The organism is Pseudoxanthomonas sp. Root65 (assembly GCF_001427635.1).
Classification (GTDB): Bacteria; Pseudomonadota; Gammaproteobacteria; order Xanthomonadales; family Xanthomonadaceae; genus Pseudoxanthomonas_A.
Genome location: NZ_LMHA01000002.1, coordinates 277,285 through 293,018, shown reverse-complemented (window position 1 = coordinate 293,018; position 15,734 = coordinate 277,285). Strand labels below are relative to the sequence as shown.

The window sequence follows — 15,734 nt, the reverse complement described above, 5'->3', positions numbered from 1 at the left end:
GGGAAGGCGGGCAGTTTACCGGACGCGGCTGCGGGGCGCCCCGCCTGCTAGCATCGGCGCATGAGCGCAGAACCCACGCCTTTCGCCCGCATCGTCGATCCGCTGCCCTACGAGGACAGGCTGGAGGCGCGGCCGCTGGACCAGATCGACCTGGTGGTCATCCACTGCACCGAACTGCCGGATCTGGCCACGGCGCGCGACTATGGCGAGCGCGTCCTGCATGCCTCGGGCACGGGCAACTGCGGGCATTACTACGTCGACCGCGACGGCAGCGTGCATGTGTACGTGCGACCGCAGCGCATCGCCCACCACGTGCGCGGCTACAACCCGCGCTCGGTCGGGATCGAACTGGTCAACACCGGCCGCTACCCGCACTGGCTGTCGACCGGCAGCCAGTCGATGCACGAGCCCTACACCGACGCGCAGATGGCATCGCTGGATGCGCTGCTGGCCGACCTGCAGCACGAACTGCCCTCCCTGCGCTTCATCGCCGGCCACGAAGACCTCGATACCGCCTGCGAACCCGCCAGCGACGATCCCGACGTACTGGTCCGCCGCAAGATGGATCCCGGTCCGCTGTTCCCGTGGGACGCGGTGCTGCGGACGACGTCGCTGGAGCGGCTGCTGCCCCGGACGGATGGCGCCGCCGCCTGACATCGACGCGGTGATGACGGCGAATCCGGGCCGGGAATCGGACACGGATCACGGCGGATCAGGCGGATGGAAGGCAGGTACCGCCCGGTTTGATCCGCCTGTATCCGCGTCGAAACGAATCGCGCGGGGTGCTCGCGGACGGCCCGCTATAATCCGTCGCCATTGCATCGACCAGGCCCTGCCGTGCCCGCTCCCGAACCCGTCGTCTCCGAACTGATCGAGCTGCTGTCGCTGGAGCGGCTGGAAGACAACCTGTTCCGCGGCCAGAGCCGCGATATCGGCACCAAGTACGTGTTCGGTGGACAGGTGCTGGGACAGGCGCTGTCCGCCGCGCAGGCCACGGTGGAAGGCGGCTCCGGCAGCCGTCGTGCGCATTCGCTGCACGCCTATTTCCTGCGTGCGGGCAACATCGAGGCGCCGATCGTCTACGAAGTGGACCGCACGCGCGACGGCGGCAGCTTTTCCGTCCGCCGCGTCACCGCGATCCAGCACGGCCGCGTGATCTTCTTCTGCGCGGCCTCGTTCCAGGCGGAGGAGGATGGCGCCGAACACCAGCTGTCGATGCCGGAAGTGCCGCAGCCGGAGGACATCACCGCCGCACCGCCGGTGCCGCCCGAGGTGATGGTCACGCTGCCGCCGAAGGTGCAGCGCTGGATGTCGCGGCGCGGACCGTTCGAGTTCCGCCACGTCTATCCGCGCGACGAACTCAATCCACCCAAGCGCCCGCCGTTCCAGCAGGTGTGGTTCCGCCTGAGCGAACCGGTCGGCGACTCGCCAGAACTGCATCGCGCCCTGCTTGCCTACGCCTCCGATTTCCAGCTGCTGGGCACGGCCACGTACCCGCACGGCATCAGCTACTACCAGCCGAACGTGCAGATGGCCTCGCTCGACCATGCACTGTGGTTCCATCGCCCGTTCCGCGCCGACGACTGGCTGCTGTATTCCATCGACAGCCCCAGCGCGAGCGGTTCGCGCGGCCTGGCGCGCGGGCAGATCTTCGACCGCCAGGGCCGGCTGGTCGCCAGCACCGCGCAGGAAGGCCTGATCCGCGTGGTGCCCGATGCCGAAGCGGCATCGGCCGTCCCGGCCAAGGACTGAGGAGCACGCATGCGCCAGGTGTTTTCCAGCCAGCGGATCGAGACGGTCGAAGGCGTCGCCAGGATGCTGACGGAGGCCGGCATTCCCGTGCACATCAGCAACGGGCGCTCATACCACAGCAAGCGCGGCGGCCAGTTCAGCTATACCGAACCGGTGAAGGCGCAGTTGCAGCCTGCCGTTTGGGTGCGGCATGCGGACGACCAGCCGCGCGCACGTGAACTGCTGCGCGAGGCCGGCCTGCTGGAAAGCACGCGGCCCGGCTACGCATCCACGCTGACCTTCAGCAGTGCGCAGGACACCACGACGCCGCAGCGCTCATGGGCCTGGCGCATCCGCCTGGTCCTGCTGGCGCTGATCGCGCTGGCCGCCGTCGTGATGTGGATGCGGCGTCCCGCAACGCCGCCGTCCGCCGTGGCGCCGCCCATGCCGGAACAGTCGGTTCCCACCCCGCCCGCGCCGGCGGACGAAGAAGAAGACCGCATCCGCATCCAGCCCGTCAGCGGCGACTGAGCCCGGGGCATGGCAGGAGGCGTGTCGCGGAATCCGGTCACATCCGTCGCTTTGGCCCGTCAGGGTCATCAGCCCACCGGATGAGCCTGATGCCATGAATGCGATCGCCCTGGACCTGATGCTGCAGGCCGAACTGCCCGCCGCCACGCGCGGCAGCCAGGAAGCCTATGGCCGCATCGTCAACGCCTGCCAGAACACCGTCACCGCGATCGCCCTGGCCATCACCCGCGACGTGCAGGCCAGCGAGGACATCGCGCAGGAGGCCTTCCTCAAGGCGTGGCAGCAGCTCGACCGGCTGAAGAACAGCGCCAGCTTCCTGCCCTGGCTACGGCAGATCACCCGCAACCTGGCCCGCGACTGGCTGCGCGCGCAGCACGGGCGGCCGATGTCGGGCGAGGTGGCGGAGATCGCCATCGGCATGGCCGCCGATCCGGACCCCACGCCCGCCGAACGCCTGCTGCAGACGGAAGAGGAAATCGCCGCCACCGAGATCATCTCCTCGTTGCCGGAGGACAGCCGCGAGGCGCTGCTGCTGTTCTACCGCGAAGGCCAGAGTTCGCAGCAGGTCGCCGAGCTGCTCGGCCTCAGCGATGCCGCCGTGCGCAAGCGCCTGTCGCGCGCCCGCGCCCTGGTCCGCGACGAGATGCTGCAGCGGTTCGGCGAGTTCGCACGTTCCACGGCGCCGACCGCCGCGTTCACCATGATCGTGCTGGGCGGACTGGTCGGCGCGATGCCGGCGGCCAGTGCGGCGACGGTCATCGGCTCCGGGGTACTCGGCACCGGACTGGTGGGCAAGCTGGGCACCGGCGGCCTGACCACAGGGGGCGTCACCGGCGGCGTGGCCGGCGGCTCGCTGGGCGTGATCTTCGAGCAGATCACCCAACATCCCGCGGCCCTCGGCGGTGTCATGGGTGGCGTGATCGGTGGCCTGGCCGGTTACGCCTTCACCTGGTGGTACCTGGCGCGGTTCTGCCAGACCGCCCAGGAACGCCTGCAGGTGCGCCGCTTCATGGCGCTCAACGCGACCACCGGCTCGGCTTGGCTGTTCTGCCTGATGCTGGCGACAGTGCTGACCCCGGGGTGGCAGACGGTAACGTTGGTCACCGCGGTGGGCATGTTCGCGATCAACTACCAGTATCTGGTCACGCTGCCGCGCATCATGAACCCGATCCTCGCAAATCCCGCCAATAGCCGGCGGCGGCGTGGATACGACTACGTGATCGGCCGCAAGGCCGTCATGGCCAGCAGCCTGCTGGCTCTGGGCGCGATCGCATTCGCGCTGTCCCGGGCCGGTCGCCTGCCGTTCTGACGGCGGGCAAACGCGCACCCGCCGAAGCGGGTGCGCCCATTTCCATCAACGACGGGCGGGCTTCCCCGCCGCCAGTTCGTCCTTCGACAAAAAGCCATCCTTGTTCGCATCGAGCGCATCGAAGCGTTGGACAAGGCGACCCAGGTCCTTCACCTCATCACGCGACAGGCGGCCGTCCTTGTTGGCGTCCGACGTGACGAAACGCTCATCCATGCGCGCCTGCATGCGCTGCTGGAAGTCGGCGCGGCGCTGCACATCGGCCTGATCGATCTCGGCGCGCGTGAGCTTGCCGTCCTTGTCGGTGTCGGCCTTGGCGAACCACGCGTCACGACGTTGCTTGCCGCGCAGTTCGCGGTCGCTGCGGTCGAGCACCCCATCCTTGTTCGCATCCATCGTGTCGAAGCGTTCGGCGAAACGCGGCTGGGCGGCGGCTTCGGCACGGCTGACCTTGCCATCGCCATCGGTATCCAGCTTCTTGAAACCATCGCCGTGACGCGGTCCGCCATGGCCGCGCATGCCCTTGCGTTGCGGACGTTCGTCGGCGGTCAGCCTGCCGTCGCCGTTCTTGTCCATCTCGGCGAAGCGTTCGGCCAGGCGCGGGTGCGCGGCCGCCTCGGCCTTGTCGATGGCACCGTCGTTGTTCTTGTCCAGGCTGGCGCGCGCCGGCTTGCCTGCGTCGCCGGCCTGCGTGGCGGCGAACGCGGATCCGGCGCCGAGGGCGGCCAGCACGGCCACGAAAAGCAGGGTCTTGCGGTTCATCGTGTTCTCCTGAAGACGCGGCGCCATCTGCGCCACTGACAGGGAAAACGCGTCGCCGCCGCGGCGGTTGACGTACGGACGGACGCGTTCAGGCAGCGGACGGTCGCAGTGCCCGCGACCGGGACGCCGCAGTATGCTGGCCACATGTCCCTGGCCTTCGCCCGTACCCTGTCGATCTTCGGCCACCCCATGCTGGTGCTGCCGATGGCCGTGCTGGTGATCGCGCTGGCGCAAGGCAACGCGCACGAGGCGGCGTGGTCCGCGCTGGGATTCGCTGCGTTCGCCCTGCTGGTGATGGGTTATTCCTGGTGGCAGGTCCGCCGCGGTCGCTGGGGCCACGTGGATGCCAGCGCGGTGCACGAGCGCAGCGCGCTGAACCGCTTCCTGCTGGTGGCGTTGTCGGCAGGCGCGATGCTGGTCGTCTGGCACGGCGGTCAACCGCTGTTCGCCCTGGGCCTGGCGCTGTCCGCCGCCATGATCCTGGTCGCGGTGCTGACGGCGCGGTGGTGCAAGCTGTCGCTGCACCTGGCATTCGCTGTCTTCGCCGCTTGTCTGCTGCGCGAACTGGGCCTGGTATGGATGCTCGCCGCGCTGCTGTTCGCCGCCGCGGTGGCGTGGTCGCGCCTCGCGCTCGGACGCCACACCCGCCGCGACCTGGTGGCAGGCGCGGCGACCGGTGCGGTGGCCGGCCTCGCGTTCTGGCCGCTGGCGTCGCACTGGACAGGATGACATGGGCGAGAACACGCAATCGCTCGATGACCTGCGCCTGTTCCATACCGGCGAGCACCCCTGCGGCTACTGGCCCGAGCGTGTCGCCCGCGACCTGGTGCTGGATCCGCGCGACCCGCGCCTGCCGCAGCTGTATCCGGATGCGCTGGGCTGGGGTTTCCGTCGTTCCGGCGACATCGTCTACCGGCCGCATTGCCGGCAGTGCCGCGCCTGCGTGGCGGTACGCATCCCGGTCGCCGACTTCGCGCCCGACCGCAGCCAGCGACGTTGCGCATCGCGCAACGCGCGCGTGGAAACACGGATTGTCGCGGCGTTGCGCGACGACGAGCACCTGGCGCTCTACCAGCGCTACCTGACCGCGCGGCATCCGCTTGGCGGCATGGATGAACACGGCGCCACGGAATTCGACCAGTTCCTGGTGGGCAGCTGGTCGCGCGGTCGTTTCGTCGAATTGCGCGAGGACGGACAACTGCTGGCCGTCGCGGTGACCGACGTCATCCCCGGCGCGCTCTCCGCCGTCTACACCTTCTACGATCCCGCGCTGGAAGCGCGCAGCCTCGGCACGCTGGCGATCCTGCGGCAGATCGAATGGGCCCGCCGCGATGGTTATACGCACCTGTACCTCGGTTATTGGATCGAGGGGCACCGGAAGATGGACTACAAGCGTCGCTTTGCGCCGCTCGAGCACTTCGACGGCCGTCGCTGGGTCCGCACGGATCGATGACGCCGACGCCGGGCCCCCGGCACAATTTTTCACGGCTGTCATGGTGACGTGACAGAATCCGCGTATGCGCATCCTCTCCCTCCTGCTCACCATGACTCTCACCGCCTGCAGTTCTTCCGCGACCGTGGGCGGGCCCGCCAGCGCGCAGGACCTCCCACTGCGCGTGGCGACCTACAACACCTCGCTATTCTCCGATGACGCCGGCGGCGTGATCCGGCAACTCGAAGGCGACGACGCACACGCACGCAAGATCGCCGCAGTCCTGCAGAAGGTGCGCCCGGACCTGGTGCTGCTCAACGAATTCGACTACGACGACGCGCATCGTGCCGCCGACCTGTTCCAGCAGCGCTATCTGGAAGCGGCCCAACCCGGCGGAGGCGATCCGCTCCGCTACCCCTACCGGTACCTCGCTCCGGTCAACACCGGCGTGCCCAGCGGGCTGGACCTGGACCGCAGCGGTTCGGTCGGTCGCGAAGGACGCGAGCGCGGCAACGATGCGTGGGGCTATGGCCTGCATCCGGGCCAGTACGGCATGCTGGTGCTGTCGCGCTTCCCGATCGACGAAGCGCAGGTGCGCACGTTCCAGCTGTTGCGCTGGAGCACGATGCCGGGCGCCAACAATCCGGTGGATCCGACCACCCGTGAGGCGTTCTATCCCGACGCGACCTGGAAGCAGTTGCGTCTGTCGTCGAAGTCGCACTGGGACGTGCCGGTGCGCACGCCGGCCGGCGTAGTGCACTTCCTGGTCTCGCACCCCACGCCGCCGGTCTTCGACGGGCCGGAGAACCGCAACGGCCTCCGTAACGCGGACGAGATCCGCCTGTGGCGCGAATACCTGACGCCGGGCGATGCGCCCTGGCTCTGCGACGACCAGGGACGCTGCGGCGGCCTGCCGGCCGATGCGCGCTTCATCATCGCCGGCGATTTGAACAACGATCCGGCCGATGGCGACGGACACCACGAGGCCATCATCGAACTGCTGGAGCACCCGCGCGTGATGCGCATGGCCACGCCACGCAGCGAAGGCGGCGAGGAGACCGCGCTAGCCTATGCCGCCAAAGGCTTGCAGCGCCGCGGTGCGCCCGCGCATGTCACCGGCGACTTCGGCCGTCGCAACGGCGCGCTGCGGTTGGACTACGTGTTGCCGTCGACCGGCTTTGCGTTGAAGGGCAGCGGCGTGTTCTGGCCGAAGAAGGGCCATCCGGATGCCGCCATCGCCGACGGCAGCGACCATCACCTCGTCTGGGTGGATCTTTCCCTCTAGCACGCCTTTCCTCCCCCGTATGTGAGCGACGGGCGGGCCGGGAAAGCAGGAGCCTCGCGACTTACGTCGCTCCCACGACCGGGGTGGCGACCCGCGGTCCGAAGCCGAACAGCGATTCGTTCTGTGCCGACACGATCATGCGGATCATGCTGCCCGGTACCATCAACTCCACCTGCACGTCGTGGCCTTCGGCATTCTTGCCGACCAGGGTCATCTCGGTGAACGCGCCACCGGTGTCGATCTCGCGACAGAAGACGTGCGGGCCGTACGGCTGGTCGGTCAGATAGGGCTTGATCGCCTCGCCCAACGCTTCCAGCGCTTGCGGGAAGAAGAACACGGCGTAGCCGGTGTTTCCATTCATGGTGCGCGCCTCACTGCAAGTCGATGGTGATCGCGGCGGCGGCGTCGCGTGCCGCGGAACGGGCGGCGTCGATGCTGTCCGCGCGCGCGAGGGTGACGCCGACACGGCGATGGCCTTCCACGCGCGGCTTGCCGAACAGGCGCAGGGCGGTGTCGGGCGCCGCCAACGCGACGTGCACGTTGCCGAACACCGGCACGCCGTGGCCATGCGCCAGCATCGCGCAGGACGCGGAGGGGCCGCTCTGGCGGATCACCGGGATCGGCAGGCCGAGGATGGCGCGCGCATGCAGCGCGAACTCCGACAGCTCCTGCGAGACCAGCGTGACCAGGCCGGTGTCGTGCGGGCGCGGCGAGACTTCACTGAACCAGACCTCGTCGCCCTTCACGAACAGTTCCACGCCGAAGAGGCCCCAGCCGCCGAGGTCGTCGGTGACCGTGCGCGCGATCTGCTGCGCACGCTCCAGCGCGCGCGGCGACATCGGCTGCGGCTGCCAGCTTTCCCGGTAATCACCGTCCTTCTGCCAGTGCCCGATGGGATCGCAGAACGAGGTGCCGCCGGCGTGCCGCACGGTCAGCAGGGTGATCTCGTAGTCGAAGTCGATGAAGCCCTCGACGATGCAGCGACCCGCGCCGGCACGACCGCCGGTCTGCGCATATTCCCAGGCCGCATCGATATCGGTCTCGCTGCGAAGCGTGCTCTGGCCCTTGCCGGACGAGGACATCACCGGCTTCACCACGCACGGCAGGCCGATCGCGCGCACGGCCTCGCGGTATTCGGTGGCGGTGTCGACGAACCGGTACGGCGATGTGGGCAGGCCCAGTGTTTCGGCGGCCAGCCGGCGGATGCCTTCGCGATCCATCGTCAGCCGTGCGGCGCGGGCGGTGGGGATGACGCGCGCGGCGCCCTCGGCCTCCAGCGCGACCAGGGTCTCGGTATGGATGGCCTCGATTTCAGGGACCACCAGATGCGGCTTTTCCTGCGCGATCAACGCGCGGATGGCTGCCGGGTCCAGCATGTCCAGCACGTGCGAACGATGCGCCACCTGCATGGCCGGCGCGTCCGCATAGCGGTCGGCGGCGATGACTTCCACGCCCAGGCGCTGCAGTTCGATGGCCACTTCCTTGCCCAGTTCGCCGGACCCGAGCAGCAAGACGCGGGTCGCGTGGGGAGACAGCGGGGTTCCAAGGGTGGTCATGCGGGGCGGTCCGGGAAGGGGGGCGCCAGTGTAACGGGCCGGCCGACGGGCGGCGCCGGGAATGCGTTGACATCTGATATCAAATTGATATCTTTTATTTGAAGTCGATCGCACAAGGGGACTCGCCATGCTCCACGTGATGCACCAGATCCAGCGCCGCTGGCCTTCGCAGGCGCACCGCGTCATTCCCGCCCTGCTCCTCCTCTCCGTTGCCCTGCTCGCCGCTGGCACCGGCCTGTCGCTGCCGTGATCCTGTCCTGAGACCAAGACCATGAAAGAGAACGCCACCTCCTCGCTGCCCGGAATTCCCACACTGCTGGGCCTGTTGGTCCTCGGTCTCGGTGCCGCCGTCGTATTCGTCCAGGGCGCTGCGCTGAAGCAGCCCAGCCACCTGATCGTGGCCGCGGTGCTGGGCGCCGTGGTCATCTTCCTGTTGGCGGGCCTGTACAAGCTGGAGCCCAACCAGTCGGCCGTGCTCAGCCTGTTCGGCAAGTACGTCGGCACGGTGAAGGACAACGGCCTGCGCTGGAACAACCCCTTCTTCAGCAAGCGCAAGATCTCGCTGCGCATCCGCAACTTCGAGAGCAGCCGCCTGAAGGTCAACGAGTTGGATGGCAGCCCGATCGAGATCGCGGCGGTCATCGTGTGGCAGGTAGTGGATTCGGCCGAGGCCGTGTTCAACGTCGACGACTACGAGAGCTTCGTACACATCCAGTCCGAGTCCGCGTTGCGTGCGATGGCCTCCAGCTACCCGTACGACCAGCACGAGGAAGGCCAGATCGCGTTGCGCAGCCATCCGCAGGAGATCTCCCAGCATCTGCAGGAGCAGATCGCCGAGCGCCTGGGCAAGGCCGGCGTGGACGTGATCGAAGCACGCATCAGTCACCTCGCCTACGCCCCGGAAATCGCCCAGGCGATGCTGCAGCGCCAGCAGGCCAACGCGGTGATCGCCGCGCGCACCCGCATCGTGGCCGGTGCAGTCGGAATGGTGGAGATGGCGCTGGCCGAACTGCAGAAGAACGACGTGGTGAAGCTGGACGAGGAGCGCAAGGCGCAGATGGTCAGCAACCTGCTGGTCGTGCTGTGCGGCGAGCGCGGTACCCAGCCCATCGTCAACACCGGCTCCATCTACTAACGACGCGCCGGCATGCACGCCCTCGTCCCGTTGATGCTCGCCGTGTCCGGCCTGCCTGCGCTGCTGATCGGAGCATGGATGAGCCGCGAACCCACCGTCCGTTCGCGCGGCATGGCCCTGCACTGGGTGCTGGTGGGACTGGCGATCCAGGCCGGCGCGGTCGGCATCTACTGGGCAGGCGATGACGACAGAGTGGCCCAGGGCATCGTGATCGCAATGGTGGTGCTGGTGAATGCGCTGATCGTGTCGATGGTGCTGCAACTGCGCCGCAACAGGAAGCAACCGTGAGCGAGAAGCCGGACAAGAAGGCCTATCCGCTGCGCATCAACGCCGACGTATTGGCGGCGGCGCAACGCTGGGCGGACGACGAACTGCGATCGCTCAATGCCCAGATCGAATACGTGCTGCGCGATGCGCTGCGCAAGGCCGGGCGGCTGCCGAAGGGCGACGCCTCCACGAACAAGAAGGACTCGCCATGAATCACCGTTGGAACCACAAGGTCATCGAAGTTCCCTTCAAGATGTTCGCCGGCAAGCTCACCGACCGCATGCAGCAGGAACTGGACAAGATGAGCATGCAGGGATGGGAGCTTGTCAGCACCCTCTTCATCGAACACGAAATCTCGGTGCGCCTGTTCTTCAAGAAGCCGGCCTGAGCGGCCACGCCATGGCAGGACTCGTGCAGCGGATCAAGCGCATCTGGGTCGCGCTGGGCCTTGTGACCACGGTTGTCTTCATGGCGTGGTGCCTGATCGCCTACTACGCCAATGCGGAAGGTCGTCGTGCGGCCGTCGGCGATGCGCGTGTCTCGGTCGAGCATCGTGAGGGCCGGTGGGTGTTCCTGCCGCGCACGCGTGCACCGCAGGCAATGGGCCTGTTGTTCTACGCAGGCGCGCTGGTCGACCCGCGCGCGTATGCGCGGACCGCCCACCGCCTCGCCGAGGCCGGTTATCCCGCCGTGATCATCGAATTGCCGCGACGGGGTGCCTTCGGAGGTGCAGAGGGTTCGCCCGTGCTGGCACGCGGCCACGGCGCGATGGCGGTGCTGCCCGGCGTGCGGTGCTGGATCGTCGGCGGCCATTCCCGCGGCGGTGAAGTGGCGTCGCGCCACGCGCTCAACGACCCGGCCGCTACCGCCGCCCTGCTGCTGGTCGCGACGTCGCACCCGCGCGACATCGATCTGTCGGCACTATCCATGCCGGTGACCAAGCTTGTCGGCGACCGCGACGGCCTGGCCACCCCGGAACGCGTGGCACGCAACCGTTCCCGGTTGCCTCCGCAGACCCGCTGGGTCGAGGTCCCCGGCGCCAACCATTCCCAGTTCGGCGACTACGGGTTCCAGCCCGGCGACCGCTTCGCCAGCATCCCGCGCGAGACCCAGCTGGACATGCTGGCGGCGGAAATCCACCGCGTGTTCGACCACGTCGCCGCGCGGTCCGACTGCCACGCTTCCCCTCGTTGACCGGGTGCTCCATGCAACAGACGCAGGACTTCGCTCTCGCTCCCCTCGCCGGCCACGCAGCCTTGTGGATCTGGCTGCCGATGCTGGGCGCCATCGCCGTGACCATCGTCGCACTGACGCTGGAATCAACCACGCCTCCCACGCTTACCGCATGGCTGACCGTCCCGTTCGTGCTGGCGGTCGGCATCGTGCTGACGCTCGCAGTGCGGCGCAGGCGGATCAGGCTGGACCATCGCACGCTGCGGGTGGAGGCGACGTTCTACACGAAGACGCTGCCGGTCGAGGCCATCGACCTGGACAAAGCGCGCGTGCTGAGCCTGGAAGAACACACCGACCTGGCGCCGATGCTGAAAACCAACGGCTTCAGCCTGCCCGGCTTCAAGGCGGGCCACTTCCGCCTGCGCAACCTGGGCAAGGCCTTCTGCCTGCTCACCGACCGCAGCCGCGTGCTCACCCTGCCCTTGCGCGACGGTGGCCTGGTGCTGCTCAGCCCGGCGCGTCCGGCCGATCTGCTCGCGCGGCTGCGCGAACTGGCGACGCCCACGCCGCATCGCTAAGCTGCGGGTATGCGACGCCTGCCCACCCGACCGCTGAAGACGCTGCTGCTCAATACCGCGCAGATCGAGCTGTGGCCTGCCGATGTGTTGCGCGTGCGCAGCAATGCCGATGCGCGCGCGCTTGCCGGTGCCCATACCGTACTGCGCCGCAAGCAGGATGGCCGCTACCTGGCCGCCGTGTCGACGCAGGCGGTGCATCCGCTGGTGCCGACCCTGTCGCGCGAGCCCGGACTCGACGAGGCCTGGGACGCGCTGGACCACCTCGAAAGCGCGACGCGCGGATTCGATGCGGATGCGCAGGGCACGCTGCCGCTGCACGCCCTGCAGGAACGGCTGCACGAACTGGGGCTGGACGACACCTATGGCGAACGCAGCGGCCTTGCCCTGGTCGCCGAGCCCGCCGCGCTCGTCTTCGCCGGACGGGATCGCTATCGCCGTCCCTTGTGGCTGACCGCGGCGGCCGCACGCACCTGGCTCGCCATGCGGTACGCCGCGTATCAGGAAGGCGTCATGCTCGAGGCGATCTCCGGCTACCGCAGCCACGACTACCAGCTCGGCATCTTCGCCCGGAAGCTGGCGCGCGGGCAGACGGTGGAACAGATCCTCACCGTCAACGCCGCCCCCGGCTACAGCGAACATCACGGCGGCCGCGCACTGGATATCGGCACGCCCGGCGAACCCCCGGCCGAGGAATCGTTCGAGCACACGGCCGCGTTCGCCTGGCTTACCCGCCATGCCGGCGACTTCGGCTTCGTCATGAGCTATCCCCGCGACAACCCGCACGGGATCGTCTACGAGCCGTGGCATTGGTGCTTTAGGGGGGCTGCGGCCTCTTGACGTCGCCGACCCGGTGAAAGCACGCTGGGCGTGGGGCCCACCGACCAATCCCCGCGACCTGCAACGCGGCTCGAGACAGTGCCCAGACTTTTCCGGAACGGACCCGCAAGGACGCCATGAACGCACCCAACCCGTACGAAAGTCCATCGGCCGCGATTGCCGACGCCACCCTTCCGCACGAGCGCGATGTGCCCGACGACATCACGCGTCCGATCACGCATGGCTGGGTCGCCGCGTGCGTCTCCGGCACGATCACGCTGCTGGTGACCGTCATCGCGATGGCGTCCGGCGGCGATGGCTTGGGAGATGGCGCGTGGAATCTTGTCGACGTCGGCCTGATCGCACTGCTCGCGTTCGGCATCTACAAGCGCAGCCGCACGGCGGCCACGATCATGCTGGCCTACTTCGTGCTCTCCAAGATCCTGATCATGGTCGAAACGGGAAAGCCATCCGGCCTTGTGGTGGGCCTGCTGTTCGCCATCTTCTATTTCCGCGCGATGACGGCGACCTACCGGTACCATCGCTTCGTAAGCGACTGGAAACGCAACCCACCGGCCCCGAAGCGTTCCCTCAGCGACGATCCGCTGTTTGCACCCAAAACCGACGCCTAGGGATCCTCCGAACAACTCGGCTCTTGTTGGTCATTCCCTGGCGCTGCGTCAATCCTGCGAACGCTTCGTAGGCGCCTTCGCCTCGACCGCGAAGTCCGCGATCCGCCACAGGTACTGCGCCGCGTACGTGCGGTAGGGACCCCACTTCTCTCCACGCTCCGCCAGTTCCTTCGGCGTGGGCATCGTGTCGAGCTTGTCGACGAGCTGAGCGCCCTTGCGCACGCCGAGATCGTCGATCGGCAATACGTCCGGACGACCCAGGCGGAACATCAGCATCATCTCCACCGTCCAGCGGCCGATGCCGCGCACCGGCACCAGCGCGGCGACGATGTCGTCCTCGCGCATCGTCGACATCCGTCGCAGCGTGGGGATCTCGCCTCGTTGCTCGCGTGCCGCCAGGTCGCGCAGCGCCAGCGTCTTGTTGCCGGAGACGCCGCAGGCGCGCAACGCCACGTCATCGATGCGGCCGAGCGTGTCGACATGCAGCCGCGTGCTGGCGATGGCCGTCTCGACGCGTCCCACGATGGTGGACGCGGCCTTGCCGCTCAGCTGCTGGTACAGGATCGCCCGCGCCAACGCATCGACCGGGTCGAACGGCTTCTTCCAGGTAGGCTGCGGTTCGATGTAGCCGATCCGCTTCATCCACACGCCCAGCCGGCGGTCGCGCCGTGCCAAGTGGTCCCAGGCTTGCTCGGTGTCGAAACCGCGCGCGTGCCGTGGCATGAGCGTCAGCGCCGGATGGCGTCGACCGCCCAGACCACCCAGCCCAGCATCAGGGCGATGCCGCCCGCCGGCGCCAGTCGCGTGGACAGCCCGCCGAGCGCACTGGCCGCCAGGCTGCCCGCGAACAGCAGCGTGCCCAGCAGCAGCAGGCACAGCGCCGCCTTACCCGTGCGCCGCGTGGTGCTGGGCGCCAGCGCCGCCAGCGCCAGGCCATGGCCGAACGCGAACAACGCAGCGGTCTGCACGTGCGACTGCGCCTGTGCGGCCGCTATCCCGTGCGAGGCATAGGCGGACAGGCCGACCGCCACCGCGGCGAGCAGACCGCCGGCCAGGGCCAGGAACGAGGGCTTGCGTTGACGTCGGTCGTAGTTCATCGGCTCAGCGGTCCCGGGATGGGGCGGGCATCCTGCCAGCGGAGGACGCCGCGCCGCCGGTTCGCCGCCCCACAAACGCAACGCGCCGCATGAAGCGGCGCGTTGGCGTGGAGCGGATCATCCGGGACGGGTGTCCGGGAAGATTTACTGCTTGACGGCCCAGTAGATGTCGAACTTGCCGTCGGCCTCGAACGAGGCATCGACACCCGACTTCCACGACTCGTAGGGACGGTCGACGACTTCGTGGCCACCGGTGACCGCCCACGCACGCAGCGCATTGCGCTGGTTGTCGAGTTCGGCCATGTAACCGGTGTAGCTGGCGAACGCCGACTTGCGGGCTTCGGTGCGCACGTATTCGACCGGAGCGCCGGAGGGGATGGTGACCTTCAGCTCACCCGTCGACGCGACGGGCGTCGCCGGCGGCGTGACCGGGGCGGCATCCGCGGCGGCGTCGGCCTTCGGCGCCGCGCTGCCCTTGCGGACCGGCTGGGCGATGTCGAACGCATACTTCTCGGATCCGAAGTCGGTGGTGATGACGCGCAGCGGGCCGGCGGCGACCAGGCCGTTGGCGTCCATCACGCGCTTGATCCATTCCTGGTTCTGCTTGATCGACGCCTTGATGGCGTCGTTGGTGCGGTCGATGTTGCCGGCGTTGACGACCAGCAGATCCTCGGCGGGCACGTCGACGATCTTCAGATCGGTCAGCGGGCTGCCTTCGGTGCGGTAGTCGAAGTTCGGCACCGTGGCCAGCATGTTGGTCAGCTTGCCCAGGCCGGCCTTGACCGCGTCGCCGACATGGCGGCTGACGTACATGCCGGCATAACGGCCGAGCAGGTTGAAGCCGTACGTGACCTGGTAGCTCTGGGTGATCTTGACGTTGCGGTTGTCCTTGCCGGTCGGCTGCAGGTCGAACGTGGCCTGCTTGTCGCTGCCCATGCGCTTGTCGACGATCGAATAGACGATCTTGCCGGGCGTGCCGGGCGCGGTGGGACGGTCGCTGGTGACGATTTCCCAGCTGCCTTGGCCCCAGGCCGCATTGGCGGAGTTGTAGTCCACCTTGGCGCCGACGCCCGTGTTGTTCTCGCCACCGGAGTAGCTGAGTTCGTTGGCCGCGCCCGGGATCAGCGGGTTCCAGTCCTTCAGTCGACGCACGTTGTTCAGCGTGTCGAACACGATGGTCATGCGGCGGTTGGTCTCGACGCTTTCCTGCAGCGAGCGCGAGGACGGCAGGACCAGGCCGATCACCAGAAACAGCGCCAGAACCAGCGCCAACGCAATCACGAACTCGATCAAACGGGTCATTCAGGAGTCTCCGGGGGCCGGTGCCTCGGCCGTGAAAAAATGCAACGCGCATCCTAGCAGGGTTGCGGGGCTTCGGGCAGCCCATCTGACACCGGTTGGCTGGCCGATTCCCGGACGTACGCGGGCGCATG

General features: G+C 68.1%; 21 protein-coding genes and 2 pseudogenes. 16 read left to right on the top strand and 7 right to left on the bottom strand.

What is annotated here, in order from left to right:
- Positions 1–60 precede the first annotated feature (60 nt).
- The 4 genes from ASD77_RS11885 (at position 61) to ASD77_RS11870 (ending at position 3,571) form a co-directional block, all read left to right on the top strand.
- Entirely contained in the window at positions 61–654 is a 594-nt protein-coding gene (locus ASD77_RS11885; RefSeq protein WP_055941799.1) for an N-acetylmuramoyl-L-alanine amidase, read from the top strand.
- Between the two features lie 183 nt (positions 655–837).
- A complete protein-coding gene (tesB, locus tag ASD77_RS11880; RefSeq protein ID WP_055941796.1) occupies positions 838–1,752 on the top strand; it encodes an acyl-CoA thioesterase II in 915 nt (304 codons plus the stop codon).
- Positions 1,753–1,761: 9 nt separating this feature from the next.
- Positions 1,762–2,262, top strand: a complete 501-nt coding sequence (locus ASD77_RS11875) for a DUF2007 domain-containing protein (protein WP_055941793.1) — start codon at positions 1,762–1,764, stop codon at positions 2,260–2,262.
- A gap of 94 nt (positions 2,263–2,356) precedes the next feature.
- Positions 2,357–3,571 carry a sigma-70 family RNA polymerase sigma factor gene (locus tag ASD77_RS11870; RefSeq protein ID WP_055941790.1) on the top strand — a complete coding sequence of 405 codons (1,215 nt, stop codon included), beginning with the start codon at positions 2,357–2,359 and terminating at the stop codon, positions 3,569–3,571.
- A 45-nt stretch (positions 3,572–3,616) separates the two neighbouring features.
- Here the strand turns inward: ASD77_RS11870 and ASD77_RS18680 are convergent.
- Together ASD77_RS18680 and ASD77_RS11865 are read right to left on the bottom strand one after the other, a co-directional pair.
- Positions 3,617–3,698: pseudogene (locus ASD77_RS18680) on the bottom strand (hypothetical protein); the annotation flags it as partial.
- Positions 3,699–3,829: 131 nt separating this feature from the next.
- Positions 3,830–4,330: pseudogene (locus ASD77_RS11865) on the bottom strand (calcium-binding protein); the annotation flags it as partial.
- Between the two features lie 144 nt (positions 4,331–4,474).
- Here ASD77_RS11865 and ASD77_RS11860 point away from each other — a divergent pair.
- The 3 genes from ASD77_RS11860 (at position 4,475) to ASD77_RS11850 (ending at position 7,047) form a co-directional block, all read left to right on the top strand.
- Positions 4,475–5,059, top strand: a complete 585-nt coding sequence (locus tag ASD77_RS11860; RefSeq protein ID WP_055941784.1) for a hypothetical protein — start codon at positions 4,475–4,477, stop codon at positions 5,057–5,059.
- A gap of 1 nt (position 5,060) precedes the next feature.
- Positions 5,061–5,783: an arginyltransferase gene (locus ASD77_RS11855; RefSeq protein ID WP_055941780.1), complete on the top strand. Its 723-nt coding sequence runs from the start codon at positions 5,061–5,063 to the stop codon at positions 5,781–5,783.
- A gap of 91 nt (positions 5,784–5,874) precedes the next feature.
- Positions 5,875–7,047 (top strand): endonuclease/exonuclease/phosphatase family protein, encoded by a 1,173-nt coding sequence (locus tag ASD77_RS11850; RefSeq protein WP_327194196.1) that lies wholly within the window; start codon positions 5,875–5,877, stop codon positions 7,045–7,047.
- Positions 7,048–7,108: 61 nt separating this feature from the next.
- Here the strand turns inward: ASD77_RS11850 and ASD77_RS11845 are convergent, their stop codons facing one another.
- Together ASD77_RS11845 and purT are read right to left on the bottom strand one after the other, a co-directional pair.
- Positions 7,109–7,408, bottom strand: coding sequence for a hypothetical protein (locus ASD77_RS11845; protein ID WP_055941775.1), 300 nt, complete (start codon positions 7,406–7,408; stop codon positions 7,109–7,111).
- A 10-nt stretch (positions 7,409–7,418) separates the two neighbouring features.
- A complete protein-coding gene (gene purT / locus ASD77_RS11840) occupies positions 7,419–8,603 on the bottom strand; it encodes a formate-dependent phosphoribosylglycinamide formyltransferase (protein ID WP_055941773.1) in 1,185 nt (394 codons plus the stop codon).
- 127 nt (positions 8,604–8,730) lie between these two features.
- On the opposite strand from purT, the gene ASD77_RS18630 reads away from it, so the two are divergent.
- The 9 genes from ASD77_RS18630 (at position 8,731) to ASD77_RS11800 (ending at position 13,204) form a co-directional block, all read left to right on the top strand.
- Positions 8,731–8,853 carry a hypothetical protein gene (locus ASD77_RS18630; protein WP_268793381.1) on the top strand — a complete coding sequence of 41 codons (123 nt, stop codon included), beginning with the start codon at positions 8,731–8,733 and terminating at the stop codon, positions 8,851–8,853.
- Between the two features lie 21 nt (positions 8,854–8,874).
- Positions 8,875–9,738 (top strand): SPFH domain-containing protein, encoded by an 864-nt coding sequence (locus ASD77_RS11835; RefSeq protein ID WP_055941771.1) that lies wholly within the window; start codon positions 8,875–8,877, stop codon positions 9,736–9,738.
- Between the two features lie 12 nt (positions 9,739–9,750).
- Positions 9,751–10,026 (top strand): hypothetical protein, encoded by a 276-nt coding sequence (locus ASD77_RS11830; RefSeq protein WP_055941770.1) that lies wholly within the window; start codon positions 9,751–9,753, stop codon positions 10,024–10,026.
- The gene (locus ASD77_RS11825) at positions 10,023–10,217 is read left to right on the top strand and encodes a hypothetical protein (protein WP_055941767.1); all 195 of its coding nucleotides are present in this window, start codon (positions 10,023–10,025) and stop codon (positions 10,215–10,217) included. The genes ASD77_RS11830 and ASD77_RS11825 overlap by 4 nt, the downstream gene beginning before the upstream one ends.
- On the top strand, positions 10,214–10,393 hold the full coding sequence (locus ASD77_RS18135; RefSeq protein WP_055941765.1) for a DUF4177 domain-containing protein: 180 nt from the start codon (positions 10,214–10,216) through the stop codon (positions 10,391–10,393). Before ASD77_RS11825 ends, ASD77_RS18135 begins: the two co-directional genes overlap by 4 nt.
- Positions 10,394–10,404: 11 nt before the next feature.
- Positions 10,405–11,199, top strand: coding sequence for an alpha/beta hydrolase (locus ASD77_RS11815; protein WP_055941763.1), 795 nt, complete (start codon positions 10,405–10,407; stop codon positions 11,197–11,199).
- Between the two features lie 11 nt (positions 11,200–11,210).
- Positions 11,211–11,756 carry a DUF3093 family protein gene (locus ASD77_RS11810; RefSeq protein WP_082563269.1) on the top strand — a complete coding sequence of 182 codons (546 nt, stop codon included), beginning with the start codon at positions 11,211–11,213 and terminating at the stop codon, positions 11,754–11,756.
- Between the two features lie 9 nt (positions 11,757–11,765).
- The gene (locus tag ASD77_RS11805) at positions 11,766–12,593 is read left to right on the top strand and encodes a M15 family metallopeptidase (protein WP_055941760.1); all 828 of its coding nucleotides are present in this window, start codon (positions 11,766–11,768) and stop codon (positions 12,591–12,593) included.
- A 188-nt stretch (positions 12,594–12,781) separates the two neighbouring features.
- Positions 12,782–13,204 carry a hypothetical protein gene (locus tag ASD77_RS11800; RefSeq protein WP_156383613.1) on the top strand — a complete coding sequence of 141 codons (423 nt, stop codon included), beginning with the start codon at positions 12,782–12,784 and terminating at the stop codon, positions 13,202–13,204.
- Positions 13,205–13,252: 48 nt separating this feature from the next.
- On the opposite strand, the gene ASD77_RS11795 is transcribed toward ASD77_RS11800, so the two are convergent.
- The 3 genes from ASD77_RS11795 to ASD77_RS11785 all read right to left on the bottom strand — a co-directional run bounded on the left by ASD77_RS11795 (position 13,253) and on the right by ASD77_RS11785 (position 15,603).
- Positions 13,253–13,927 carry a DNA-3-methyladenine glycosylase gene (locus ASD77_RS11795; RefSeq protein WP_055941757.1) on the bottom strand — a complete coding sequence of 225 codons (675 nt, stop codon included), beginning with the start codon at positions 13,925–13,927 and terminating at the stop codon, positions 13,253–13,255.
- Positions 13,928–13,932: 5 nt separating this feature from the next.
- On the bottom strand, positions 13,933–14,301 hold the full coding sequence (locus tag ASD77_RS11790; RefSeq protein WP_055941754.1) for a DUF423 domain-containing protein: 369 nt from the start codon (positions 14,299–14,301) through the stop codon (positions 13,933–13,935).
- A gap of 144 nt (positions 14,302–14,445) precedes the next feature.
- A complete protein-coding gene (locus ASD77_RS11785) occupies positions 14,446–15,603 on the bottom strand; it encodes a polyketide cyclase (RefSeq protein WP_055941752.1) in 1,158 nt (385 codons plus the stop codon).
- Positions 15,604–15,734 lie beyond the last annotated feature (131 nt).